Raw genomic sequence first — 24,573 nt, 5'->3', positions numbered from 1 at the left:
GCCTGGATAGGATCATGACGGCGAAGACGTGCGGTTTTCACCGCACGCCGCCGCCTGTCCGGAGTTCGATCAGGTCACCTGGCCAACGAGCTTCTGCACGTCCTGCGCATTCTGCTTGTTGGCAAGAATGGCCGGTACGAAGCTCGTGCCGGGAACCTTCTGGCCGGCCAGGTAGCGCGCGACGTTCTGGACCGCCGTCCTGCCGATGAGCTCCGGCTGCTGGACAGCGACGGCGCCAGCGGGCGCAGCCGGATCGGCGACGAGGGCGAGATATTCCGGCGTTCCGTCGACGCCATAGGTGAGAACGTCCTTGCGGCCGGCGGCAAGCAGGGCCTGCGTCGCGCCGAGAACGGGAATATCCCAGGACGCCCAGATCGCGGAGAGCCGACCCTCGGGATATTGCGCGAGCAGCGCCGTCACCTTCTGGAACGAGTCCTGGATGGTGTTCGGAACGATCTCGCGCAGATCCGGCTGGATGACCTTGATATCCGGATAGTGCTTGAGCACGGCATGCAGCTCTTCCAGGCGGATTTCGCAGGGGACGACGCCTTCGATGGCCGTGAACAACGCGATATTGCCCTTGCCGCCAAGGTCGGAGGCAAGCTGAAGCGCAAGCTGCGCGCCGAGCGAGAAATTGTCCGACGTGGAATTGTTGATCGAGTTCTCGCTGACGACGTCTACCGTGAATACGGGAATCCCCGCATCACGCAGCTTCTTCAGGCCGGGATCGACGATCGGCAGCGCACCGAGCGTCTGAATGACGGCGTCGGGCTTCTGCGTCACAAGGGTCTGCAGCTGGGAAACAAGCTTCTGGTCGTTGCGCCCCGCATCGAGCCCGATGACCTTGCCGCCGAGCCGCTCGACCTCGGCGATCTGCGCCTGATAGGCCTTGATGTCGAAGAAGTGCTCGGTCCCGACGATGCTGATCGCGATCGTCTTGCCAGCGAGCGAGGGGACGTCATTCGGTCCGGCGGCAGCCTGGGTCTCGGCGTGCGCCGCACGATAGGGCGCGGCCGCTGCGGCGGCACCAACGATACTGGCTTTCAGGAACGACCTGCGATCCATGGAAATCTCCCAAGAGCTGTGCCTGTGCTTAGGCCTGTTGCAAAGAAGGCGGGAGATTAGCCGCAACGCCGGAACGGTCTACTCATAAACATTCCAAATAACTCTTACATATTGCCATATTTTTCTCCTGAACATTCTAGAATATTCAGGATCCATAAGATTGGGATCATAGAAATATAGAACGTCCATGTCGATATTGCGGGCCATTGTACGATTATGTTTCGATGCATCCGCTCAAAACAAAACGGATATGTCTCTATAGCCGGATCGCCAGGACCATCCGGAAGGATGTAATTCGGGAAGAATGTTACGCTGCGGCAGATGCGGCGAGCCCTCCTGCTCGGCGCGGAGCGCGCAAGCGACCGATCGGCTATTCGTCCCGCGCCAGGCGATACACTGTCCTCACCGGCCGAAGCGGATCGAGCCCATCCGGCGCGCGGGCCGCATCCAGCCAGCGCACGCGATCGAGCAACAGCACGACATCCCTCCCTCCCGCACCCAGGCGGAAATCATTTGACTCCGTCGCGCCCATATTTATACGTATAACTAATACGTATAAATGGATGATGAATGTCGAGCAGGCCAACCCAGAAGGACGTCGCGATCCGTGCCGGCGTCTCGCAGGCAACGGTTTCGATGGTGCTGGGCGGCGCCAGCACGGCTTCGGTCTCGGCCGAAACCGTGCAGCGCATCCGCGCCGTCGCCGAGGAACTCGGCTATGTGCCGAACCGCTTCGCGCAGGCGCTGAAGACGCGGCGGACGATGACCATCGCCTGCATCGTCCCCGACATCACCAACCCCTTCTATCCGGGCCTCATCCGCGGCGTTCAGAAGATCGCCCAGGAGCGCGACTACGACGTGATCGCCGTCAACACCGACGGCGTGCCCGCGCGCGAGCGCCATTTCCTCGACTGGGCGCGACAGGGCCGAGTCGACGGCGTCATCGGCGTGTTCTTCACCGTCCGCGTGCAGGACTTCGTGCCCCTGCTCGATATCGGCATCCCTGTGGTCCGGATCGAATCGGCCAAGAAGCGCGGCGGCGACCTCGCGATAGACGACATCTTCGTCGACAGCCACGCCGCCGCCATCGCGGTGACCGAGCACCTGATCGCCAAGGGGCATCGCCGCATCGCGATGGTGGCCGGCACCGGCGGACCGCAGGGCGTCCGGGTCGAGGGCTATCGCGAGGTGCTTGGCCGCGCCGGCATCGAGCCGCTCGTCATCATCGAGAATGATTTCAGCGAAATGGCGGGGTCTCGCGCCGCCGAGGCCATCCTGGCCACGGGATACGGGCCGACGGCGATCTTCGCCGCCAACGATTTGATGGCGATCGGCGTCATGCAGGCGTTGCGCGAGCGGGGCATCGACATCCCCGGCCAGATCGCGGTCTTCGGCTTCGACGACATATCGGCGGCGCGGCTGGTGACACCGCCGCTCAGCACCGTCGCGCAGTTCCAGGACCGGATGGGAGAGAAGGCCGCCGAAATCCTGATCGACCGCCTGAGCGGATCCCGCTCGGGCGGCGGCACTACCGAGGAAATGCCGTTCCAGCTGATCGAGCGCGGCACGGTCTAGACGTCAGACTGATCGCAGGAGGAAACCATGAACAGACGCACATTCATCGCGGGGTCGCTCGGACTCCTCGCCAGCACCGCCCTGGTCGGGCACGCGCTGGCGGCCGGCAAGACCATTACCTGGTGGTACGAGAGCGCCGATCCGAAGCAGCAGGGCTACATCAAGTCCGGCATCATCGAGCCGTTCAATGCCGCCAATCCCGACTTCAACCTGACCATCGACTATCGCGGCACCGAACTCGACAAGCAGATGCGCGTGGCGCTGCTTTCCGGCAACGGCCCGGACATCGTCTATACCGCCGGCCCGACCTATGTCGCGCCGATGGCACGCGCCGGCCAGTTGCTGGCGCTCGACGACTATGTCGCGCGCTTCGGCTGGACCGACCGCATTCTCCCCGTCTTCCTGGAGATGGGCAAGTATGACGGCAAGCTCTACGCGCTGCCGAAGACCTACGAGACACTCGGCCTCTTCTATAACAAGACCCTGTTCGAGAAGCACGGCTGGAAGGCGCCGACCACGATCGCCGAGGTCGAGGCACTGGCCGACGCCATGCTCGCAGAGAAGATCATTCCGTTCGCCTCGGGCAACGCCAACTGGCGCCCGGCCAACGAGCACTATGTCACGATCGTGCTGAACGCGATCGCGGGCCCGGAGAACGTCTACAAGGCGCTGAAGGGCGAGCTCCCCTGGACGGCCGAGCCCTTCGTCAAGGCGATCGATACGCTGAACAAATGGTGGCAGAAGGGCTATTTCGGCCCCAACTACTTCTCGCTCAGCGACGAGCAGGCCTTCGCGCAGATGGCGACCGGACAGGCCGGCATGATGCCGACCGGCACCTGGCAGTTCCAGCGCGTCAACACCTACTTCCCGCCCAACAACGCCGAGGCCGGCTTTGTCGGCTTCCCGAGCGCCGAGGGCATTGGCGGCCCGGTCTATCCGCTCGGTGTCGGTTCGACCTTCTCGATCGCGGCGACCTCCAAGAACGCCGACGGCGCCGCCGCGGCGATCGACTACATCTTCTCCGACAAGGCCTATGGCTCGATGAATTCGGCCTGGCCGGGCGAGTGGAACACGCCGCTTTCCGACCTGTCGAAGGTGACGGTCGACAACGGCCTGCCGCTCTACGGCGAGACGATGAAGACTCTGGCCGACGCGGTCGGCGACAACCAGTACGGCTACACGAGCTGGACCTTCCTGCCGCCGGCGACCGATTCCTACCTGGTCAGCGGCATCGAGGAAGTCTGGCTCGGCCGCAGCACGACGGCGCAGTTCCTGGAACAGCTCAACGCGACGTTCCTGCAGGAAAAGGCCGACGGCAAGGTACCGGCCATCCCGGCCCGGTAAACCGAACGCCTGACGGAGCGGCGGCGCGACGGGCGCCGCCGCTTCTTCCCGCGGAGAAACCAGCATGCATCGGCTCTATCTCGTCCCGACATTGCTCATCAATGTCGTCATCATCCTTGTTCCGGCACTCCTGACCATCTCGCTGGCCTTCTTCCGCTGGGACGGCATCACCACGCCCGTCTTCATCGGCTTGCAGAATTTCCAGGCGCTCTGGAACGACCGCGTCTTCTGGACGGCGCTCACCAACAACCTGATCTGGACCGGCATCTTCCTGACCATCCCGATCTTCATGGGATTGCTGGCGGCAACGCTGCTGCTTGTCGCCAAGCGCGGCAGCATGTTCTTCCAGGTCATCTATTTCCTGCCGATGATCATCGCGACCGCCATCCTGGCGCGCGTCTGGCAGGGCATGATTTACAGCCCCGTCTCGGGCGTGAACGGCATGCTCCAGCGCATGGGCTTCCCGACAATCGATCCGCTGACGCAGCCCTCGACGGCGCTGCTCGGCATCGCCACCGTCGATCTCTGGCACTGGTGGGGCTTTCTCTGCGTGATCTTTTTCGCGGCACTCCGCCAGGTGCCGCAGGAACAGATCGAATTCGCCCGGGTCGAGGGCGTCAGCTTCTGGAACACGCTGCGCTACGTGCTGATCCCGGCGATCCGGCCGACCATCACGCTGATGATGATCATGACCGTGATCTGGTCGTTCCTCGTCTTCGACTTCGTCTACATCCTGACCCAGGGCGGCCCCGCCTTCTCCAGCGAAGTGCTCTCCACCCTCGCCTATCGCAGCGCCTTCTATGACCTCGCCGTCGGCAAGGCCGCCGCCGTCGCCGTCGTCATCAGCCTGTTCGGCCTCGCGGCGACCGCCTTCTACATCCGGGCGCAGGCCAAGGAGTTCCAGTCGTGAAGCACGAAGTGAAACTGGTCGAGAGCCGCACGACGCTGCTCCTGACCTATGGCGCGCTCGGCATCGCGCTGATCGTCACGCTGTTCCCGATCGCGCTGCTGGTGCTGAACTCGATGAAGCCGGCGACCCAGATCGTGCAGAACCCGCTCGCATGGCCGGAGACCTTCCGCTGGGACAACTTCACCCGCGCCTGGGAAGACGCCCGCTTCTCGACCACCATGCTGAATTCGGCGATCCTGACGGCGACGACCATCATTCTGGTCTGCTCTACCGCCTCGCTGACGGCCTATGTGCTCGCCCGGCGCAAGGTCAAGAGCTGGAAGATCGTCACCTTCTACCTGCTCGGCACCACGACGGCGCCGATCCAACTCTTCCTGTTCCCTCTCTATTTCGGCTTCGCCAAGCTCGGGCTGATCAACAATCCGTTCGCGGTCGCGCTGATCTACACGGCGATCTTCTCGCCCTTCGCCGTCATGCTGCTGCGGACCTATTTCCTCGCCATTCCGCGCGAGCTGGAAGAAGCCGCGCAGATCGACGGTGCCAATCACTGGCAGATCTTCACCCGTGTGATGCTGCCGATCGTCTCGCCCGGCATCCTGACCGTCGCGCTGATCATCGGGCTCTATTCCTGGAACGAGTTCCTGATCGCCACGACCTTCCTGCAGGGCGCCGACAACATGACGGCGATCGTCTCCTTCTTCCTGCTGAGCGGCCAGTACAGCTCGGACTGGGGTGAGATCATGGCCGCCGCCCTCATCATCGTCCTGCCCGTCGTCGTCCTCTTCATCCTGCTGCAGCGCCGCTTCATCGAAGGCATGGCCGGCGGCTCGGTGAAGGGCTGAGAACAGACGCGCTTTCGAGCGAAGCGGATACCCGTTCGCGTGAGGAAAACGCGACCAAACAAAGAGTTAGATCCTTTCATCGCCTGGTGATGAGAGGATCCAAGTTTCCATGGAGGCAACAGTGACCCTACCGAACGACTATCTCGAGCGCGTCTATGCCGGCGTTCTCGGCAAGCTGATCGGCGTCTATCTCGGCCGTCCCTTCGAGGGCTGGACCTACCAGCGCATCATGCAGGAGCTCGGGCCGATCGAGTACTACGTCCATGACCGCCTCGACCAGCCGCTCGTGGTCACCGATGACGACGTCGCCGGCACCTTCACCTTCGTCCGCGCGCTCGAGGACTACGGCGTCTCGCCGGACCTCAAGGCCGAGGACATCGGCAAGGCCTGGCTCAACTACATCGTCGAGGAGCGCTCGATCCTGTGGTGGGGCGGCGTCGGCAACTCGACCGAGCACACCGCCTGGATCAACCTGAAGAAGGGCATCCCCGCCCCCGCCTCCGGTTCGATGGAGGTCAACGGCCAGCCGGTCGCCGAGCAGATCGGCGCGCAGATCTTCATCGACGGCTGGGCGCTCGTCGCGCCGAACCAGCCGAAGCTCGCGGCCAAGCTCGCCGAGCAGGCCGGCAAGGTCAGCCATGACGGCGAATCCGTCTATGCGGCGATGCTCTGGGCGGCGATGGAGGCGGAAGCCTTCAGGAGCCGCGACATCGACCACCTGCTCGATGTCGGCCTCTCGGTCATCCCGGCCAACAGCCTGATCGCCAGGCTGATCGCCGACGTCCGCCGCTGGCACAGAGAAAACGCCGACTGGCGCGTCGCCCGCCAGCTGATCCAGGACCATTACGGCTACGACAAATATCCCGGCAACTGCCACGTCGTGCCGAACCACGCGCTGATGATCATGTCGGTGCTCTATGCGCCGGACGATTTCCAGAAGGCGCAGATGATCGTCAACACCTCGGGCTGGGACACAGACTGCAACGCCGGCAATGTCGGCTGCCTGATGGGTATCATGCTCGGGCTCGACGGCATCGAGGCCGGCCCGGACTGGCGCGGTCCGATCGCCGACCGCCTGCTGATCTCGTCCGCCGATGGCGGCAATTCGATCAATGACGCCGTTCGAGTCTCCTATTATCTCGCCAATCTCGGCCGCCTGCTCGCCGGCGAAGCCAAGCTCGACAAGCCGAAGGACGGTGCGCAGTTCCACTTCTCGCTGCCGGGCAGCCAGCAGGGATTCCGCCCGCAGGGCGGGTTCACCGCGAATGCGTATCTCCGCGTCGGCAATGAGGAATTCGGCCCCTCCCGTGCGCTTGCGATCGGCTATGAGGCGCTCGGTCCCGGCCAGGAGGCGGCGGCGATCAGCCCGACCTTCTCGCCGCCGGAGCTGCTCAATATGCGCACCTACGACTTGATGGCGACGCCGCTGGTCTATCCGGGCCAGATGGTGACGGCGCGCGTCGTGGCGCCGGCCGCCAACAAGGGCGCCGTCGAGGCGCGTCTGCGACTTCGCGTCTATGACGGCGCCGACAAGCTGCGCGACGTTGACGGCGAGGCGGTGACGCTCGCGCCCGGCGCCGACACCGTGCTCAGCTGGAAGCTGCCGGAGCTCGACGGCCAGCCGATCGCCGAGATCGGTGTCGTGCTGACCGCCTCAGGCCAGCGCGCCGATGGCAAGGTCCTGGTCGACTATCTTCGCTGGGACGGCGCGCCGGAGGTGACGCTGAAGCGTCCGGCCGGCGACGGCGATTTCTGGCGCATGGCCTGGGTCAACGGCGTCAGCTTCTTCTCGAAGCGCTTCCCGCCGAGCTTCCGCATCTCGCAGTCGCTCGGCGACGGCATCGTCTCGCATGGCACGCGCGAATGGACCGACTATGCGCTCGACGCCGACATCATGATCCATCTCGCCGTGCATGGCGGCGTGGCGCTGCGCGTCCAGGGTCTGCGCCGCTACTACGACCTGCGCATCACCAAGGCTGGCGAGTTGCAGATCGTGCGCGTCCGCGACGACAAGGAAGTGGTGCTGGCGTCGAAACCCTTCGAGTTCGCGTTGGAGAAGGCCATCCCCGTCCGCGCCAAGGTCGTCGGCTCGACGATCGCGGCCACCGTTGGTGGCGTCGCCATCGAGGCGACGGACGACAGCGCCGAAGCGTTCCGGGATGGCGGCATCGGCCTCACCGTCCGCGAGGGCGCTCTTTCGACCGACGTCGTCAAGATCTCGGCCGCCTGACGCCGGGAGCACGAAAAAAGTGGCCGCCCGGGAGGCGGGCGGCCACGGAGGCGGCTACATGCAGCCGGCGACGTACTCGTACTTGTCAGCGAGTTCCGGCTGGTCGGCGCCGATGGCGACGATCTCGGCCATGGTGACGGGCTCCACGGCCTCGCCGGCGATCAGCTTCGCCGCGATGTCCATCGCGACGGCGCCCTGCTGGCTCGGGCTCTGGGCGATCAGGCCCTGGAGCTCGCCGTTCTTCAGCGCGGCGACCTCGGCGCTGGCGGCGTCATAGGCCACCATCTTCACCTTGCCGACGGCGCCGGCCTGGCGCAGGCCGGTGATCGCGCCGATCGCGCCCTGGTCGTTGGTCGAGAACACGCCGGCGAGGTCCGGATGGGCCGACAGCGTCGAGGTGATGATCTCGGCGGCGCGCTGCGGGTCGTTCGACTGGTACTGCGGGCCGAGATACTCGATATCAGGGTACTTCGCCTTCAGCGTCTCCGCGAAGCCGGCCTCGCGGGCGTCCTGCGCCAGCGAGCCCGGCGGCTGGGTGATGACCAGAACCTTGCCCTTCTTGCCGATCAGCGCCGCTAGCGCGTCGGCCGCCATGCCGCCGCCGGCCTTGTTGTCGGTCAGCACCTGGGTCTTCAGGATCGACGGGTCGGAGATGGTCTGGTCGACAGTGATCACCTGGGTGCCGCGGCCGGCGAGTTCGCGCATCGGCGGGATCAGCGCCTGCATGTCGGTCGGGACGATGGCGGCGACCTTCGGGGCACTCGCCGTCACGGCGTTGACCACCGGGATCTGCGCATCGGCCGCGAACTGGTCGGCGGCCGAGACGGTGAGCGTGAGGCCGAGCTCCTTGGCGCGGGCCTGCGCGCCGCACTGCATGGCCTGGTAGAACGGGCTGCCGCTCGAGCCGAGCACGAGGGCCACCGAATTGGCCTCCTGGGCGAAGGCACCCGAGGCGGAGAGCGAGGTAAGCACGAGGCCCACCGCCGCCGATACGATCGTCTTGGTCATTGCTTATTCCCCTTTGGTATTGCGGAGCGTGCGTGGCGCTAGCCCCGTTTGCGAAGCCGTCGCTTCAGTTGGTCGATCCAGACGGCAAGGATCAGAACGGCACCCATGGCGACCGTCTGCCAGAACGGCGGAATGCCAAGGATGACGAAGCCATTGAGCAGGATGATGGGAATGAAGACGCCCACCACCGTGCCGAACACGCTGCCGACGCCGCCGAACAGGCTGGTGCCGCCGAGAACCACCGCCGAGATGGTGGCGAGATTGTCCATGGCGTGGCCGTTGATGGTGGTCGTCGAGAAGCGGGCGTTGGACATGACCGCCGCGATGCCGGCCATCAGGCCCGAGATGGCGTAGACCTGGATCAGCCGCGCCATGGTCGGGATGCCGCTGCGGCGGCTCGCTTCCGCATTGGAACCGACGGCGAAGACATGCATGCCGAAGCGGGTCATGTGCAGCACGATGCCGGCGATGATCACGGTTACAGTCGCGATCACGACCAGCGCCGGAATACCGAGGATGCGGCCGGAGCCGACCTGGGTCACCAGCAGCTCCGGCATGGCGCGGACGTCGACGCCGCCGGAGAGGATCTGCGCGCCGCCGAGCGCCATGCCCATGGTGCCGAGCGTGACGATGAGCGGCGGGATCTTCGTCACCGCGATCAGGATGCCGTTGAAGGCGCCCCAGGCCGCGCCGACGAGCAGTGCCGCGACGGTTCCGATCGCGATGATGTCCCAGCCCGCAGCCGTGGTGCCGTAGGTGGTGCCGCCGGCGCCGGAGAGGAACAGCATCAGTTTGGCCGAGACGACCGAGGCGAAGACCAGCACCGAGCCGACCGAGAGGTCGATGCCCGAGGTGATCACCACATAGGTCTGGCCGACGGCCAGCACGAGCAGGATGGCCGCATTGATGAAGAGCTGCTGGACGTTGTAGCCGGAGCCGAACTGCGCCGGCTTCAGCACCAGGAAGATCGCGACGAGCGCGAGCAGCAGGAGGAAGATCCAGCCGCCGGCAACGAGCCGCAGCAGGCGATCCTCCGTGCTCTCGACGGGGGCGATGGCGAGGTCGTTGCTCATGCTGCCAGCTCCTTGGCTTGCCCGCTGGTCATTTCGCGCACCAGGTCGGCGACGGTGGCGTCGGCAGCGCGGAGGTCGGCGACCGTCTGGCCGAGGCGCAGCACGTGCACGCGATCCGCGACCTCCAGGACCTGGGGCATGTTGTGGCTGATCAGGACCACCGACGTGCCGGCGTCGCGGACGCGCCGGCAGAGATCGAGCACGCGCTGCGTCTGCACGACGCCAAGGGCGGCGGTCGGCTCGTCGAGGATGACGAGCTTGCTAGCCCACATCGCCGCGCGAGCAATGGCGACGGATTGCTGCTGGCCGCCCGAAAGCGAGGCGATCGCGACGCGCTGCGACTTAAGCTGGACCCCCAGCTTGGAGAACTGCTCGACCGCTTGGCGCTGCATGGTGCGGCGATCGAGGAAGCCGAGCTTGCCGAGAAAACCGCTGCGGGTAAGCTCCCGGCCGAGGAAGAGATTGTCGGCCGGCGTCAGGTCCGGGGCGAGCGCCAGGTCCTGGTAGACCGTGGCGATGCCGCATTCCTGCGCGTCGAGCGGAGAGGTGAAGGTCACCTCCCTCCCCTCGACGCGGAGCGTGCCCTCGTCCGGCTTGTCGGCGCCGGAAAGGATCTTGACCAAGGTCGACTTGCCGGCGCCGTTGTCGCCGATCAGTGCGACGATCTCGCCCGGCATTACCCGGAAATCGGCGCCTTTCAGGGCCTGCACATGGCCGAAAGTGCGCCGGATGCCTGTTGCTTCCAGCAGCGGCGTACTCATGCGGCCGTTTCCAGGCCGATATTGTTCGAGAAGGCGTAGAACTCGTTGTAGCGCGCCGCGCAAAGCGCCTGCCAATGGTTGAACGCCTCGGTGGTGCCGGCGAACTTCCAGATCTCGACCTCCTGGAAGTCGTGCTGGCCGCGGATGTGGAAGCGGCCGTGGAACTCGGCGCCGGCGGCCTTCGCGCCGTCGCGGACGGCCTGCCAGGCCTCGGCCAGCGCCTGCTTCTCCGGATCGGCGAGCAGGTACCAGTGCGGACGCGGGCGGGAATAGTGGATCCAGACGGATTGGGTCATGTCAGGCGTGCCTCGGAGCGATCAGGTCGGCGAGCGGCGCGAGGCGGCCCACGATGTGACGCGATGTGGTGAACTTGAAGTCGGCCACGCGCTCGTGGCCGCGGATGGCTGCGTCGGCGGTGTCGGGGCCGTCAATCTCCCAGGCGCCGAGATGGTGCCAGGAATGCGACCAGTCCATGCGGTGGCGGCCGGCGATGTTGACGCCGAGCGCCAGGTCGCCCTTGAAGGCGATGTCGCACTCGAAGTCGTATTCGGTGCGCTCTTCCGACGTCGCCTCGCACCACTGGTCGTTCCATTCCCAGAGCGCGAGGAAGGACCAACCGTGGTCGGTGAGCGCGCCCTTGCCCATGACCGGGGCGAACTCCTTGACGCCCATGAGCCATTCGGTGCGAAAGGCGCGCGCCCAGCCGGCCTTTTCGAGCCGGATGGTGCCTAAGATCGCGCTTTCGAGGTCTGGCGCCTCGAACACGCCGGCGATGTCGTGCGTGTGGGTGAAGCCGGTGTCGAGCGCGCGCGGCGCGTTCGGCGCGTCGGGATCGAAGACGCGGCGCAGCGACAGCGTCCAGCCCTCGGCGGCGAGTTCGTCGAGCACGGCCAGGATGGCGCCGCGGTGTTCCTCGCCATAGACGCCGGGCAACTCGTCCTGGCGGGTGGCGACGAACATCACCGAGGCTTTTGGCGCGGCGCCGGACGGGGGCGCCGACGAGAAGACGTCGGTATCTCCGGTGAGGCTCGTCATGTCCGCGCCTTCTCGACGGCGTTCATCAGCCGCTCGACGCGGGCCGGATCGACGGGGTTCCACCAGAGCGAGTCGACCTTCAGCCACTGGCCGACGATCGCGCCGTCGGCGACCGGCATCAGGGTGGGCACCTGCTCGGGCGACAGGCCGGAGCCGACGATGACGGGCAGATTGGTGCCGGCGCGGACTTCGCCGACCTCTTCCGGCTGCGTCGGCGAGCCGGTGCGGGTGCCGGTCGCGATCAGCACGTCGGCGTCGAACCACTCGGCATCCGTCGCCTGCTCGGTGATCGAACGGTCGCCGGTGATGGCGTGCGCGCCGAACTTCACATGCACGTCGGCGAAGATGGACACGTCCTTGGCGCCGATCTGCGCGCGGTAGCGCAGCGCTTCCGCCGCCGGGCCGTTCAGGAAGCCCTCATTGGCCACATAGGCGTTGACCCACTGGTTGACACGCACCCAGCGCGCGCCGACCGCCTTGGCGACGGCGAGGCCGGGAATGGCGCCATTCGCCACGCAGGTGATGCCGATCGGCGTGCTGACGGCGTTGCGGATCTCCTGGCAGACGACCGAGAGCGCCGCCACGGTCTCGAAGCCGATATGCTCGGGCCGCGAGAAGGGCATATCGCTGGCGTTCTCGACCATGATGCCGTCGATGCCGCCATCGGCGAGCGTGCGCGCGTCGCGCAGCGCCGCGGCGACGACGTCGCGCATCGCTTCGCCCTCGTAGCGGGGAGCGCCGGGAAGCGGGCGCAGATGCACCACGCCGATGATCGGCTTCTTCTTGTCGAAATGGGTTGCAAGCGCGCTCGGCTTGGCCGGCATGACGATGGGGGGAGACATCCTACCTCTTCAGTCTTTTTCGTGGAGTTCGAGTTCGGAAAGCGTCGGATAGGCGGTCTGCGCGCCCACCCTCGTGCAGGCGATCGACGCGGCCCGCACGGCGCGCGCCAGCACGGTGTCGATGCGCCAGCCGGCGGCGATGCCGGCGAGGAACCAGCCGGCGAGGCAATCGCCCGCGCCGGTCGTGTCGACGATGACGAGCCCCTTGGGCGGCGGCGCGTACAGCACCTCGCCGGTCTCGCGATGCAGCTCGGCGCCCAGCGGCCCGCGGGTGCGCACCACGTCGCCGACACCCAGGTCACGCAGGCGGGCGATCGGATCGCCGCTGATCGCGTCGGCGGCGCGATCGTTGACGAAGACGACCCGGGCGCCGTCGAGCACGGGGGCGAGGGTTGCGATACCGCCCGAAAAGCTCGCCGGTTCCAGATCGATCGACCAGCCTATGCCGGCCTGGCGCGCCCGGGAGACCAGCGCCTCGGCGGCGGGGCCGAAGCAGGCGGTGTGCAGATGGGCGATGTCGTCGAGACGGAGCGCAGCCACCGCGGAGGCATCGGGATAGATCGAGACGCCCGGATAGAGCAGCAGCCGCTTTTCGCCATGTGGCTCGATCATCGTCACGACACGGCAGAGGCCGCCCGGCACGACCGCCGGCCGCAAATCGAGGCGCAGCACAGCCTCCAGTTCGCCGCGCACCTGGCTCGAGGCATGGTCGGTGCCGAGCTGGATGCCGAGCGCCGCGCTGCCGCCGGCCCGCGAGAAGGCCACGGCGGTGTTGGTCACGACGCCGCCCATTCCCTCGGTCGAAGCGGTGCAATGAACTTTCTCGTCCGGCGCCGGCATGTGCGGCGCTTGCAGGCTCAGATCCAGGCTGACGTCACCGACAAATAGATAATGCGCCAAGGGGGCCTCCATGCGATGTTTCGATTTGTAACTTTGTCATTACATTTGAGCAAGCCGGGATTGCGCAAAAAATGCGCTGCAGATCGAATTGGCTAAAATTTGATCATATGGACTAAATCCGCAGCAAACCTGGCTCGGCATGGCAGACGAGCTCCAGGCAATGGGAACGGCCCGGGTCGCTACGCCCTTGCCGTTCAACCAGCGGGAGTGATAGAGGATGCAATTGTCATGACATTTGGCGGGACATCATGAGCTGGAACGCGACACGGCTTTCGGAAGACGGCGCGCCGAAGTGGTTTCAGATCGCCAATATCCTCAGGCAGTCGATCGTCGAGGGCGAATTCCAGGCCGGCGACGTCATGCCGACCGAGGCGCATCTGAACGAGGTGTTCGACGTCAGCCGCACCACGGCGCGCTCGGCGCTGAACAAGCTCGTCCAGGAAGGATTGATCACCCGCCGCTCGGGCGTCGGCTCGATCGTGCTCGGGGGCCGGGTCGACCAGCCCGTCAACCAGATCCGCGGCTTTACCGAGGACATGCTGCTGCGCGGGCTGAAGCCGTCCTTCGCCGTGCTATCGGCCGGCTGGGAACAGGCGAGCGGCGAGGTCGCGCACGCGCTCGGCCTCGCCTCATCGGACAAGCCGTTCCGCTCGGACCGCCTGCTCAGGGCGAACGACCGGCTGATGGGCTATTCAGTATCCTGGATCCGGCCCGACCTCTTCGGCAGCGTCGCACCGCCGACAGAGGCGCAGCTGGCAGATGGTTCGCTCTATGCCTGGCTGCGCGAAAAACTGGACGTAGAGATCTCGGGCGGCGTCGAGTTCATCGAGGCCAATCTGGCGAGCGACGAGATTGCGCAACTGCTCGACGTAGAGCCGGGCTCCGCCGTGCTGGTGGTGACCCGCATTGCCAAGGCGGCCGGCGGCATGCCGGTCGAATTCGCCGTCGTAACCTACCGCGCCGACCGCTACCGCTTCCGCGTCGAACTCTAGCCCCGCGCGTCAGCCAGTTCGCGGGCCAGCGTCGCGACGAGTTCTGCCGCCGGCATGGCACGCGACAGCGGCGCGCCCTGCCCCGCCCATTGCGCGCCGAAGCCATGCTCGCCCTTTGCCTTGGCCGCGGCGTGGAGCGCCTTTCCCGCGTCGTAGGCGATCGGATAGTCCGGCGGCAGGCGCCCTTGCGCCTTCGCTTCCAGCGCCGTGAACCGGTTGGCGAGGGCGCGCGCCGGGCGGCCGGAGATCAGTGCGGTCAGGCGGGTGTGATCGGCACCGGGCCCGGTCAGCGCCTCGCGATAGGCCGCATCGGCAGCGGACTCCGGGCAGGCGATGAAGGCCGTGCCGAGCTGGGCCGCGACCGCACCGAGATCGAGCGCGGCGGCAATGCCCGCCCCGTCCATGATGCCCCCGGCAGCAATGACGGGCAGCCTCGTCCGGCGGACGAGCAGCCGCGTCAGCGCCATCGTGCCGAGGCCGTCATCCGGCGCCGCCGGATCGAAGACGCCGCGATGTCCGCCGGCCTCGATGCCCTGCGCCACGATGGCGTCGATGCCGGACGCCTCGATGCGGCGCGCCTCGTCGAGGCTTGTCGCGGTCGCCCAGAGCATGATCCCCGCCGACTTCAGCGCACGGATAACGCCTTCCGGCGGCAGGCCGAAATGCAGGCTGACGACGGCCGGCCTCGTCTCGAGCAAGAGCGCCAGCATCTCGGCATCTTCCGCGAAGCTCCTGTAGATCGTGCGCAGTTGGCGCGGCGGCTCCGCGCCGAATTCGGCAAAGAACGGAGCGAGCCAAGCCAGCCACGCGGCCTCCCGCACCGGATCGGCCTTCGCCGCACCATGCACGAAAAGGTTGACGTTGAAGGCGCGCCCGGTCCCGGCGCGCAGCGCCTCGATCATCGCCCTCGCCCCGCCGGCATCGGTTGCGCCGACGCCGATGGAGCCGAGGCCGCCGGCATTCGAAACCTCGGCGGCAAGGGCCGGCGTCGAGACACCGGCCATCGGCGCCTGGACGATCGGCAAGGTCACACCAAGCCTGTCGAGCATGTGCCCTCCTTGAGACGCCCCGGCACCGACAGCCGCCCCCCTCGCCTCGTTCTTCATTCGGGAATTCTCATTGACTTAAATTCACATTATGAGAATACATATCGAAAAATATTCCGCAATGGAGAATTTCCATGGACCTCGCCGCTCTCGCGGTGTTCCGCGCCGTCGCCCACGAACAGAGCATCACCCGCGCCGCCGAGCGGCTCGGGCGCGTGCCGTCCAACGTCACTACCCGCATCCAGCAGCTCGAAGCGGAGATCGGCGTGGCGCTGTTCCAGCGCGACAGGAAGCGGATGACGCTGACCGCGGAGGGGCAGACCTATCTCGATTATGCGGACCGGATCCTGAACCTCGCCGAGGAGGCCCAGCAGGTCGTCAATCCATCGGGGCCGGCCGGCACGCTGCGCGTCGGCTCGATGGAGAGCACGGTCGCGAGCCGCCTGCCGATCCCGCTCGCCCGCTACAACAAGCAATGGCCCGAGGTGACGATCGACCTCTCGACCGCGCCGACGCGCCAGCTGATCGACGCGCTGCTCGCGCGTCACATCGACTGCGCCCTGATCGCCGTGCCATCCGGCGAATGGTGGCTCGGCCCGGGCGAACTGGACAAGCTGCCGGTGTTCCGGGAGGAGTTGGTGCTTCTGCTGCCCGCGGGCCATCCCGAAATCCGCCATGCGGACGAGATCCGGCCGAGGGCGCTGGCCGCCTTTGCGCCCGGCTGCACCTATCGCCTGCTGGCGGAGGAATGGCTGACCGGCTTCGGTTCGCTCAAGGCGCATTTCGCGATCCAGGAAGTGCGCTCCTATCACGCCATGTTCGCCTGCACGGCCGCCGGCTCCTGCATCAGCATCATGCCGCGCAGCGTCGTCGACCTGATGCGCCATCTCGGCCCCGTCGAAGACCAGCCGCTGATGACGGTCGACACCTACCTGGCCAGCCGCCCCGGCTTCGCCACGCCGGCCTTTGCCGCGTTCCGCGACACGCTCGAAGCGTTTGCGGACATCAGGGACTGAGGCGATACGGCGCTCTGCGTTGGCCGGCCGGAGCCTCCTGGCGCTGAACCGCGAAAACTTCCGGGACACCAACGTCGGGATGCTGGACATTCGGCGTCGATGCGTGAAGCTGCCTGTCGATCCACCCCCGTCGCCCCCACCGCTCCAGGGTCTCCGAAAAATGAAAATGTATCCGCTGCCGCGAACCGGCCTCAGCGTCTCGAGCGTGGTTCTGGGCCTCATGCGCATCGCCACGATGAGCAAGGCCGAGATCCAGCACCTGGTCGGCGCGGCGCGGGACGCCGGCGTCAACGTCTTCGACCACGCCGACATCTATGGCGGCGAGCGCCACCTCTGCGAGGCGCGGTTCGGCGAGGCGGTCAGCCTCACGGCGGCCGAACGCGAGCAGGTCGTCATCCAGAGCAAGGTCGGCATTCGCAAGGGCTTCTTCGACTTTTCAAAGGAGCACATCCTGCGGTCCGTCGACGAGTCGCTTGCAGCGCTCCGCACCGACTATCTCGATCTCCTGCTGCTGCACCGGCCCGATACGCTGGTCGAGCCCGAGGAGGTCGCGGAGGCGTTCGAGACGCTGCACAGCGCCGGCAAGGTGCGCCACTTCGGCGTCTCCAACCACACGCCCGGCCAGATCGAGCTGCTCAAGAGCGCAGTTCGCCAGCCGCTGATCGCCAACCAGGTGCAGTTGAGCCTCACGCACGCGCCGCTGATCGCCGCCGGCGTCGCCGCCAACATGGCCGGGCTCGACCAGTCGGTCGATCGCGACAACGGCCTGCTCGACTATTCGCGCCTCAACAACATGATGCTGCAGGCCTGGTCGCCCTTCCAGAAGGGCCTGTTCAACGGCGTCTTCCTCGGCGACCGCGACGCGTATGCGGCGCTCAACGACGTGATCGACGACCTCGCCAGCGCCTATGGCGTCACGCCGACCGGCATCGCCGTCGCCTGGATCACCCGGCATCCGGCCAGGATCCAGGTGGTCGTAGGCACCACCAAGCCCGGCCGCGTCGCCGAGGCAGCGGCCGGCTCGGCCGTACCGCTGACGCGCGAGGAGTGGTATCGCCTGTTCATCGCAGCCGGGCACGTACTGCCCTAGCGGGATACCACCCGGCAGGATAGCGCCGAGCCCCGCCACCATCGCGGCGGCGGGCGGCGTCTGGCTAGCCGACGGCGTAGGCTTCCAGCATGGCCCAGTCGAACCGGACGCCCGTGCCAGGCTCGTCCGGCGCGATGGCGCGGCCGTTCTCGACCACCAGAGGCCGCAGCGTGCAGCGATCGATCTGGAAGGCATGCACCTCCAGCCAGCCGGCGTTCGGCACGGCGGGCACGAGGCTGACATGAAGCTCCTGCATGCCGTGGCTGCAGACGGGAATGCCGAGTTCCTCGGCGAGTTTCGCCACGCGCAGGAAGCCTGTGACGCCGCCGCAGTTCGAGGCATCCGGCTGGATGAAGCCGAGCGATGAATGGGCGAAGGCGTGCTTGAATTCCTGCAAGGTGTGCAGGTTCTCGCCCTGGGCCAGCGGCACGAAGGTGGCGCTGGCGAGCCGGCCATAGCCCTCGAAATCGTCGGGCTCCATCGGTTCCTCGAACCAGGTCAGGTCGAAGGGCTCGAAGGCCTGCGCGGCGGCGGTGGCGCGTTCGAGATCGTAGCCGAAATTGCCGTCGACCATCAGCTTCGCCGACGGGCCGATCAGTTCGCGGATGGCGCGGAGGCGCGCCACGTCCTCGGCGAGGTCGGGCTTGCCGACCTTGATCTTGATGGCGCGATAGCCCTGGGCCAGATAGCCGGCGACGCTCTCGACGAGCTTCTCCAGCGGATAGTTGAGATCGACGCCGCCGCGATAGGTGAGCGGCGAGTTGCCGGCGCCGCCCGCCATCTTCCAGAGCGGCAGGTCCTGCCTAAGGCCGCGCAGGTCCCAGAGCGCGATGTCGACCGCCGAGATGGCGAAGGAGGCGATGCCGCCGCGCCCGACATAGTGCAGGCGCGACTGCATCTCGTCGTAGAGCGTGTCGATGTCGTCGGCGACATGGCCGACCAGCATTGGCGAGAGATCGTGGTCGATCATCGCCTTGGTCGCATGGCCGCCGGTGCCGATCGTGTAGGTGTAGCCGACGCCGGTCCGGCCGTCCGAGGTCTCGATTTCGGCCGTCACCAGCTCGTAAAACGTCTGCAGCCCGTGCCGCGCATCCTGCATCGGCTCTTCGAGCGGCACGTGGAACACACGCGTCCGGATGTCACGAATGGTCTGTCGGCTGGACATGTTTCTCTTCCCCTGGAGAAAGGATGCCGAGCGATCCGGGCCTGGTGCCGGATCAGCTCCAGTTCACGTACATGGTCTTCTTCTGGAAATAGCCGTCGAGGCCGTACTTCCCGTCCTCGCCGCCGAGGCCGGACTGGCCCCAGCCGGTATGGAAGCCCTGGATAAGCTCGCCATTGGTGCGGTTGAAATAGATCTCGCCGAATTCGAGCTCGGCCGCGACGCGCATCAGCCGCTTCAGGCTGCTGGTGTAGACGTAAGCCGAAAGACCGAAGTCGGAATCATTGGCGAGGCGGAGCGCCTGCTCGAAATCGTCGAAGATGACGATCGGCACGACCGGACCGAAGATCTCCTCGCGCATCGCCGGGATGGCATTGTCCCTGGCGAGCAGGACGGTCGGGGCGTACCAGTGACCCTTCGAATAGACGCCCTCCGTCAGCCTTCCGCCCTCGAGCAGCACCTCGGCCCCAGCTTTGACACTACGGCGGACAATGTCGGCGGTCTTGTCGACCTCGGGGCCGCTGATCTTCGGGCCGATGTCGGGGTTGTCGAGCGGATCGCCGATCGACAACGCCCGGCTGCGGGCGACGAACTTCTCGATGAATTCCTGCGCGATGGCGCGGTGCAGATACATGCGCTCGTTGCAGGTGCAGATCTGGCCGCAATTGGTGTAGCGCGCCGTCACCGCGCTCTCGACCGCACGGTCGATGTCGGCGTCCTCCATGACGATGAAGGGCGCCTTGCCGCCGAGTTCGAGGCGGATCGGCTTGATCCGCGCCGCGCCCGACGCATAGATCTCGCGCCCGGCCCGCGTGCTGCCGGTCATGGTGATCAGGTCGGAGTGCGGGCTTTCGACCAGGGCCTGGCCGACCGAGCGACCGGTTCCCGTCACCACGTTGAAGACGCCGGCCGGGATGCCGACCTTTTCGGCGAGCGCCGCGATCGCAAGACCCGACAGCGGCGTGAATTCATGCGCCTTGAGGACGAAGCTGTTGCCGGCGACCAAAGCGGGGCCGAGCTTTCGCCCCGTCAGCGCCGAGGGATAGTTCCAGGCGGTCAGGCCGACGACGACGCCATAGGGAACGCGGCGGATCCAGACCTCCTCGTTCGCGGCATCGGACGGCATGATATCGCCCTCGATGCGGCGGGCGCTCTCGGCCGCATAGCGCAGAAAGGTTTCCGTCGCGCCGATCTCGCCATAGGCCTGATTGAGCGGCTTGCCCTGCTCGGCGACGACGACATGGGCGAGCAGGTCGCGATGGTCGCGCACCGCATCGGCAAGCAGCGAGACCAGCCGGCCGCGCTCCGGCGCCGGGATCGCGGCCCAGGCCGGCTGTGCCCGTTTCGCCGCCTCCAGCGCCGCCTCGGCATGTCCGGCCGAACCGGCCGGCACCGTCGCGACGACGTCGCCATGCGCCGGGTTTTCGACCTCGACCGTCGGCACGGACGCCTCCTCCCGCCACTGGCCGCCGATATACATGCCCAGATGCGACGGCGTCCCCGCCACCGCGCTCCTCAGCTTGTCGAGCACGTCCCCTCCCCTACTTTGGTCCGACCAAATATTCTAATGCGTTGGACCACACAAGCACATATCTGTCAAATCCAGACCAATTTTCGGCGGATGGACCAACGCTCCGGCCATTTCTTTCCAAGGCTATCCAGGTTTGGTCCGTCCATAATGGTCGCCTCTTGATCTTGAGCGCCGATTGGTGGATTGCTGCAAAATCGACTTCGCGCCGGATAGAGCCTTATGCCGAACGACGTTTCCCCGCTCGACGACCTGCCGGCCCGATCCGGCGAGCACCGCGCCGCCGACGCGGTCGTGGCGACGATCGAGCAGGACATCGTCTCCGGCGTCCTGGCGAATGACAGCCCGCTGCCGCCGGAGCGCGACCTGATGGGCCGCTTCGGCATCAGCCGCACCGTCGTGCGCGAGGCGATCGCGACACTGACGACGCGCGGCCTGCTGGAAAGCAAGCCGCGCCACCGGCCGATCGTGCGCAAGCCCGGCTATGACGCCGCCTTCTCCGCCGTCGGCGGCGTCGTCAGCCACCTGCTGCGCCAGGATGGCGGGGTGAAGACGCTCTACGACGTGCGCATTTTCCTGGAATCGTCGCTGGTCCGCCACGCGGCCCTGCACGCGCGCAAGGAGGACATCGCCGCCCTGCGCGCCGCGCTGGAGCAGAACCGCGCCGCGATCGACGATCCCGTGCTGTTCGACAACACCGACGTCGCCTTCCACGCCATCTTCTACCGGATCCTCGGCAATCCAGTTTTCCCGGCCGTGCACAAGGCCTTCGTCAGCTGGCTGTTCGAGCACTGGCAGAGCATGAACCGCTCGCCGGAGCAGAACCTCATCTACTACGCGGGGCACAAGGCGATCTTCGACGCGATCATCGATCGCGACCCCGACGCCGCGGAGCAAGCGCTGCTCGCCCATCTCGGCGAGGCCTGGGAGACGGTTCGCGGCACGTTCTAGCTAACAAGAAATCAGGGAGGATTTCGGGAGTGGCTCGGGAGGAGTTCGACTACATCGTCGTCGGCGGCGGGTCGTCCGGCTGTGTCGCCGCGGCGCAGCTGGTCACCAAGGGCAACCATCGCGTTCTGCTGCTCGAGGCCGGGCATTCGCACCACCATCCGCTGCTCGACATGCCGCCCGGCATCTTCAAGATGATCAACGGCAGCAAGTACATGAAGTACCACACGACCGTGCCGCAGCCGCATCTCGACGGCCGCGCGCACGACATCCCGCAGGGCAACGTGCTCGGCGGCGGCTCGTCGGTGAACGCGCAGGTCTATATCCGCGGCCGCCCCTCCGACTATGACGACTGGGACCAGATCCTGCGCGGCAACAATGACGGCGCCGACTGGAGCTGGAACGCCGTCCTCAAGCACTTTCGCGGCATGGAGGGCAACAACCGGCTGAACAACGCCGCGCACGGCGCCGACGGGCCGCTGCTCGTCTCCGACCCCGGACATGTCAACGAATTGTCGCGCTGGTTCGTGCAGGCGGTGCAGGCGCTGGACGAGCCGTTCAATCCCGACTTCAACGGCCCCACGCAGCGCGGCGTCGGCTTCTACCAGTTCATGAACCGGGCCGGAAAGCGCAGCAGCGCCGCCTATGCCTTCGTCGAGCCGCTGAAGAACGATCCGCGCCTGACGGTGCGCCTGCATGCCGAAGTCTCGCGCGTGCTGATCGAGGACGGCAGGGCGGTCGGCGTCGCCTATCGCATCGGCGGCACCGAGCACACGGCCCACGCGAAAGGCGAGGTGATCGTCTGCTCCGGCGCGCTGGTCAGCCCGAAGCTCCTGATGCTCTCCGGCATCGGCCCGGCCGCCCATCTCGCCGAGCACGGCATCGCCTGCAAGGTCGATCTGCCCGGCGTCGGCGCCAACCTGATCGACCATCCGGAAGTGCCGATCACCAGCACGGCCAATGGCCGGTACGGCTATTTCAACCAGGGCAATGGCTGGCGGATGCTGAAGAACGGCCTGCAGTTCAAGCTGTTCGGCAGCGGCCCGATCACTTCGGCCGGCGTCGAGGCCGGCGCCTTCGTCAATCCGCTCGATCCCGATGCGCCGCCCACCGTCCAGGCCTTCTGCGTGCCGATCGTCTATCTCGACCGCGACACGCGCAAATCGATGAAGGATACCTATGGCCTGACCATCACCACCGTCGTGGTGAAGCCGAAGTCGCGCGGCTACGTGAAGCTGCGCTCCGCCGATCCCGCGGCGATGCCGCTCGTCTCGCCCAACCTGCTCAAGGACGAGGACGACATGCGGCAGATGGTGGCCGGCCAGCGCTTCTTCCTGCGCGCCTTCCACACCGAGCCGCTCGCGAGGCGGATCGAGCGTGTCGCCCTCCCTGCCGAACCGGAACCGGACGAGGAGGCGCTTCGCAGCCATTGCCGGCGCTTCGTGAAGACCAACTATCACCCCGCCGGCACCTGCAAGATGGGCGCCGATGGCGATCCAATGGCGGTGCTCGATTCCCGCATGCGCGTGCGCGGCGTCGAAGGCCTGCGCGTCTGCGACATGTCGGCGGTGCCGAACATCAATGCCGGCAACACCAATGCGCCGGCGATGATGCTGGGCGACCGCTGCGCCGACTTCATCCTCAATTCGCGCTAAGTGACAACCCCTCGCCCTACCCTCTCCCGCGCGGCGGGAGAGGGAGACCGCCGGCGTCTGACGTCCTCGCCGCTCCGACGCACCCGAGTCACTGAAGGCCAAGAAAGCCCCCTCTCCAGCTGCGCGGGAGCGGGCTGGGGTGAGGGTCTTGCTGGCTTCAAAATTCGCCTGTGACCGCAAGACGGGCATTTAGCGATTGACCGCGCGCCGCAAATCATGAAAGCGTTTTCAAACAAAAGTCTGGAGCCGCTCCAGGGAACGTTCCGGGAAAGAAAATGCTGCTCAACGGAATTCGCATCGTCAGCTTTTGCCACTTCCTGCAGGGTCCTGCGGGCGCGCAATATCTGGCCGACATGGGTGCCGACGTGATCAAGGTCGAGCCGATCGACGGCGCGCATGAGCGGCGCTGGTCCGGCGCCGACGTCTTCGTCGAGGGGATCAGCGGTTTCTATCTCTGCGCCAACCGCAACAAGCGCTCGATCGGCATCGACCTGAAGAGCGAGGAAGGCCGTGAGGTCGCCCGTCGGCTGATCGCCGGCGCCGACGTGGTGATGGAGAATTTCCGCCCCGGCGTCTTCAGCAAGCTCGGCTTCAGCGAGGCGGAACTCCGCGCGATCAACCCCAACATCATCTTCGCATCGGCCTCCGGCTTCGGCTCGACCGGTCCGATGGCGCTGAAGCCGGGCCAGGACATCCTGATGCAAGCCCGGTCCGGCCTGATCAGCGTCACCGGCACGCCGAGCGGCGGCCCCACCCCGGTCGGCGCGGCCATCGTCGACCAGCATGGCGGCGCGCTGCTGGCGCTCGGCATTCTCGGCGCGCTCGTGCGCCGCCTGCGCGAGGGCGTCGGCACCCGCGTCGAGGCCAGCCTGCTCAATGCCGGCCTCGACCTACAGGGCGAGGCGCTGGTCAATTTCTTCGCCGGCGGCATGACCCGCGACATCCTCAAGCGCGAATCCAACCTCGCCACCTGGTTCCACGCCGCGCCCTATGGCGTCTATCCGGTGACCGACGGCCACATGGTGATCTCGCTCTGCGACGCCGGCGTGCTGGCGGAAGCGCTCGACAGCGACGCGCTGCGCGAGGTCGCCGGCGTCGATCGCTACCAGGAGCGCGACGACTATGCCCGCCGGCTGCGCGCCGCGACCGCCCGCTTCTCGCGCGACGAGTTGGGCGAACGGCTCGATGCCCATGCCATCTGGTGGGCGCCGATCAATTTCTACGACGACCTGCTCGCCGATCCGCAGATCCAGCATGCCGAGGTTTTCCGGGAGATCACCGTGCGCGGCCGCACGGTCCATCTGGTCAATCACCCCAACCGCTATGACGGCCAGGTGCCGGAACTGCGCGTGCTGGCGCTGGAGATCGGCGAGCACACGCACGAGATCATGGACGAACTCGGCTACGCTTCAGAAGAGGTGGCAAGGCTGGTCGCGACGCGCGCCGTCGCTGCCTCGCGACAGGCGGAAGCCCGCGTGGCCGAGGCAGTCTAGCCACGTCGCCGGCCGAACTTGGCATCCGCCAGGTTCGGCAACAGAAAGCGCTTTCACC

22 protein-coding genes are annotated in these 24,573 nt (G+C 66.5%); 11 read left to right on the top strand and 11 right to left on the bottom strand.

Going from position 1 to position 24,573, the window contains the following annotated elements:
• Positions 1-69 precede the first annotated feature (69 nt).
• Positions 70-1,065 carry a sugar ABC transporter substrate-binding protein gene (locus WFK98_RS03160; protein ID WP_336799251.1) on the bottom strand — a complete coding sequence of 332 codons (996 nt, stop codon included), beginning with the start codon at positions 1,063-1,065 and terminating at the stop codon, positions 70-72.
• A 570-nt stretch (positions 1,066-1,635) separates the two neighbouring features.
• Here WFK98_RS03160 and WFK98_RS03155 point away from each other — a divergent pair.
• The 5 genes from WFK98_RS03155 (at position 1,636) to WFK98_RS03135 (ending at position 7,966) form a co-directional block, all read left to right on the top strand.
• Positions 1,636-2,640: a LacI family DNA-binding transcriptional regulator gene (locus tag WFK98_RS03155; RefSeq protein ID WP_336799250.1), complete on the top strand. Its 1,005-nt coding sequence runs from the start codon at positions 1,636-1,638 to the stop codon at positions 2,638-2,640.
• Positions 2,641-2,667: 27 nt separating this feature from the next.
• Positions 2,668-3,984 (top strand): ABC transporter substrate-binding protein, encoded by a 1,317-nt coding sequence (locus WFK98_RS03150; protein WP_336799249.1) that lies wholly within the window; start codon positions 2,668-2,670, stop codon positions 3,982-3,984.
• 64 nt (positions 3,985-4,048) lie between these two features.
• Positions 4,049-4,894, top strand: a complete 846-nt coding sequence (locus WFK98_RS03145) for a carbohydrate ABC transporter permease (protein WP_266339378.1) — start codon at positions 4,049-4,051, stop codon at positions 4,892-4,894.
• Positions 4,891-5,736 carry a carbohydrate ABC transporter permease gene (locus WFK98_RS03140; RefSeq protein ID WP_336799248.1) on the top strand — a complete coding sequence of 282 codons (846 nt, stop codon included), beginning with the start codon at positions 4,891-4,893 and terminating at the stop codon, positions 5,734-5,736. Before WFK98_RS03145 ends, WFK98_RS03140 begins: the two co-directional genes overlap by 4 nt.
• A gap of 121 nt (positions 5,737-5,857) precedes the next feature.
• Positions 5,858-7,966, top strand: a complete 2,109-nt coding sequence (locus tag WFK98_RS03135; protein ID WP_336799247.1) for an ADP-ribosylglycohydrolase family protein — start codon at positions 5,858-5,860, stop codon at positions 7,964-7,966.
• A gap of 54 nt (positions 7,967-8,020) precedes the next feature.
• Here the strand turns inward: WFK98_RS03135 and WFK98_RS03130 are convergent, their stop codons facing one another.
• From WFK98_RS03130 to WFK98_RS03100, 7 genes are read right to left on the bottom strand one after another with little or no spacing between them, the layout of a single operon-like run.
• Positions 8,021-8,974: an ABC transporter substrate-binding protein gene (locus WFK98_RS03130; protein WP_266339375.1), complete on the bottom strand. Its 954-nt coding sequence runs from the start codon at positions 8,972-8,974 to the stop codon at positions 8,021-8,023.
• A gap of 38 nt (positions 8,975-9,012) precedes the next feature.
• Complete coding sequence (locus WFK98_RS03125) at positions 9,013-10,047, bottom strand: ABC transporter permease (RefSeq protein ID WP_266339374.1); 1,035 nt, start codon at positions 10,045-10,047, stop codon at positions 9,013-9,015.
• A complete protein-coding gene (locus tag WFK98_RS03120) occupies positions 10,044-10,808 on the bottom strand; it encodes an ATP-binding cassette domain-containing protein (protein ID WP_336799246.1) in 765 nt (254 codons plus the stop codon). The genes WFK98_RS03125 and WFK98_RS03120 overlap by 4 nt, the downstream gene beginning before the upstream one ends.
• Positions 10,805-11,104 carry a hypothetical protein gene (locus WFK98_RS03115; RefSeq protein WP_266339372.1) on the bottom strand — a complete coding sequence of 100 codons (300 nt, stop codon included), beginning with the start codon at positions 11,102-11,104 and terminating at the stop codon, positions 10,805-10,807. Before WFK98_RS03115 ends, WFK98_RS03120 begins: the two co-directional genes overlap by 4 nt.
• Position 11,105: 1 nt before the next feature.
• Positions 11,106-11,843: a hypothetical protein gene (locus WFK98_RS03110; protein WP_336799245.1), complete on the bottom strand. Its 738-nt coding sequence runs from the start codon at positions 11,841-11,843 to the stop codon at positions 11,106-11,108.
• On the bottom strand, positions 11,840-12,685 hold the full coding sequence (locus tag WFK98_RS03105) for a BtpA/SgcQ family protein (RefSeq protein WP_266339370.1): 846 nt from the start codon (positions 12,683-12,685) through the stop codon (positions 11,840-11,842). Before WFK98_RS03105 ends, WFK98_RS03110 begins: the two co-directional genes overlap by 4 nt.
• 9 nt (positions 12,686-12,694) lie before the next feature.
• Positions 12,695-13,585, bottom strand: coding sequence for a carbohydrate kinase family protein (locus tag WFK98_RS03100; protein WP_336799244.1), 891 nt, complete (start codon positions 13,583-13,585; stop codon positions 12,695-12,697).
• Positions 13,586-13,833: 248 nt separating this feature from the next.
• Between WFK98_RS03100 and WFK98_RS03095 the strand changes: the two genes are divergently transcribed.
• Positions 13,834-14,577 carry a GntR family transcriptional regulator gene (locus WFK98_RS03095; protein ID WP_266339368.1) on the top strand — a complete coding sequence of 248 codons (744 nt, stop codon included), beginning with the start codon at positions 13,834-13,836 and terminating at the stop codon, positions 14,575-14,577.
• Here the strand turns inward: WFK98_RS03095 and WFK98_RS03090 are convergent.
• Positions 14,574-15,626 carry an NAD(P)H-dependent flavin oxidoreductase gene (locus WFK98_RS03090; protein WP_336799243.1) on the bottom strand — a complete coding sequence of 351 codons (1,053 nt, stop codon included), beginning with the start codon at positions 15,624-15,626 and terminating at the stop codon, positions 14,574-14,576. The genes WFK98_RS03095 and WFK98_RS03090 overlap by 4 nt on opposite strands.
• 131 nt (positions 15,627-15,757) lie before the next feature.
• On the opposite strand from WFK98_RS03090, the gene WFK98_RS03085 reads away from it, so the two are divergent.
• On the top strand, positions 15,758-16,639 hold the full coding sequence (locus WFK98_RS03085; protein WP_336799242.1) for a LysR family transcriptional regulator: 882 nt from the start codon (positions 15,758-15,760) through the stop codon (positions 16,637-16,639).
• 160 nt (positions 16,640-16,799) lie between these two features.
• Entirely contained in the window at positions 16,800-17,729 is a 930-nt protein-coding gene (locus tag WFK98_RS03080) for an aldo/keto reductase (RefSeq protein WP_266339365.1), read from the top strand.
• A gap of 64 nt (positions 17,730-17,793) precedes the next feature.
• Here the strand turns inward: WFK98_RS03080 and WFK98_RS03075 are convergent, their stop codons facing one another.
• Positions 17,794-18,894, bottom strand: coding sequence for a mandelate racemase/muconate lactonizing enzyme family protein (locus tag WFK98_RS03075; RefSeq protein ID WP_336799241.1), 1,101 nt, complete (start codon positions 18,892-18,894; stop codon positions 17,794-17,796).
• A gap of 52 nt (positions 18,895-18,946) precedes the next feature.
• Positions 18,947-20,422, bottom strand: a complete 1,476-nt coding sequence (locus WFK98_RS03070; protein WP_336799240.1) for an aldehyde dehydrogenase family protein — start codon at positions 20,420-20,422, stop codon at positions 18,947-18,949.
• 219 nt (positions 20,423-20,641) lie between these two features.
• Between WFK98_RS03070 and WFK98_RS03065 the strand changes: the two genes are divergently transcribed.
• The 3 genes from WFK98_RS03065 to WFK98_RS03055 all read left to right on the top strand — a co-directional run bounded on the left by WFK98_RS03065 (position 20,642) and on the right by WFK98_RS03055 (position 24,515).
• Positions 20,642-21,370, top strand: coding sequence for an FCD domain-containing protein (locus tag WFK98_RS03065; protein WP_336799239.1), 729 nt, complete (start codon positions 20,642-20,644; stop codon positions 21,368-21,370).
• Between the two features lie 29 nt (positions 21,371-21,399).
• Positions 21,400-23,022, top strand: coding sequence for a GMC family oxidoreductase (locus WFK98_RS03060; protein ID WP_336799238.1), 1,623 nt, complete (start codon positions 21,400-21,402; stop codon positions 23,020-23,022).
• 275 nt (positions 23,023-23,297) lie between these two features.
• Entirely contained in the window at positions 23,298-24,515 is a 1,218-nt protein-coding gene (locus WFK98_RS03055) for a CaiB/BaiF CoA transferase family protein (protein WP_336799237.1), read from the top strand.
• The last annotated feature ends 58 nt before the right edge of the window (positions 24,516-24,573 follow it).

Source organism: Kaistia sp. MMO-174, from assembly GCF_037147815.1.
In the GTDB taxonomy this organism is placed as follows: Bacteria; Pseudomonadota; Alphaproteobacteria; order Rhizobiales; family Kaistiaceae; genus Kaistia; species Kaistia nematophila.
The sequence above is the reverse complement of the archived record's forward strand: the minus strand, read 5'-3'. Positions and strand labels throughout refer to the sequence as shown.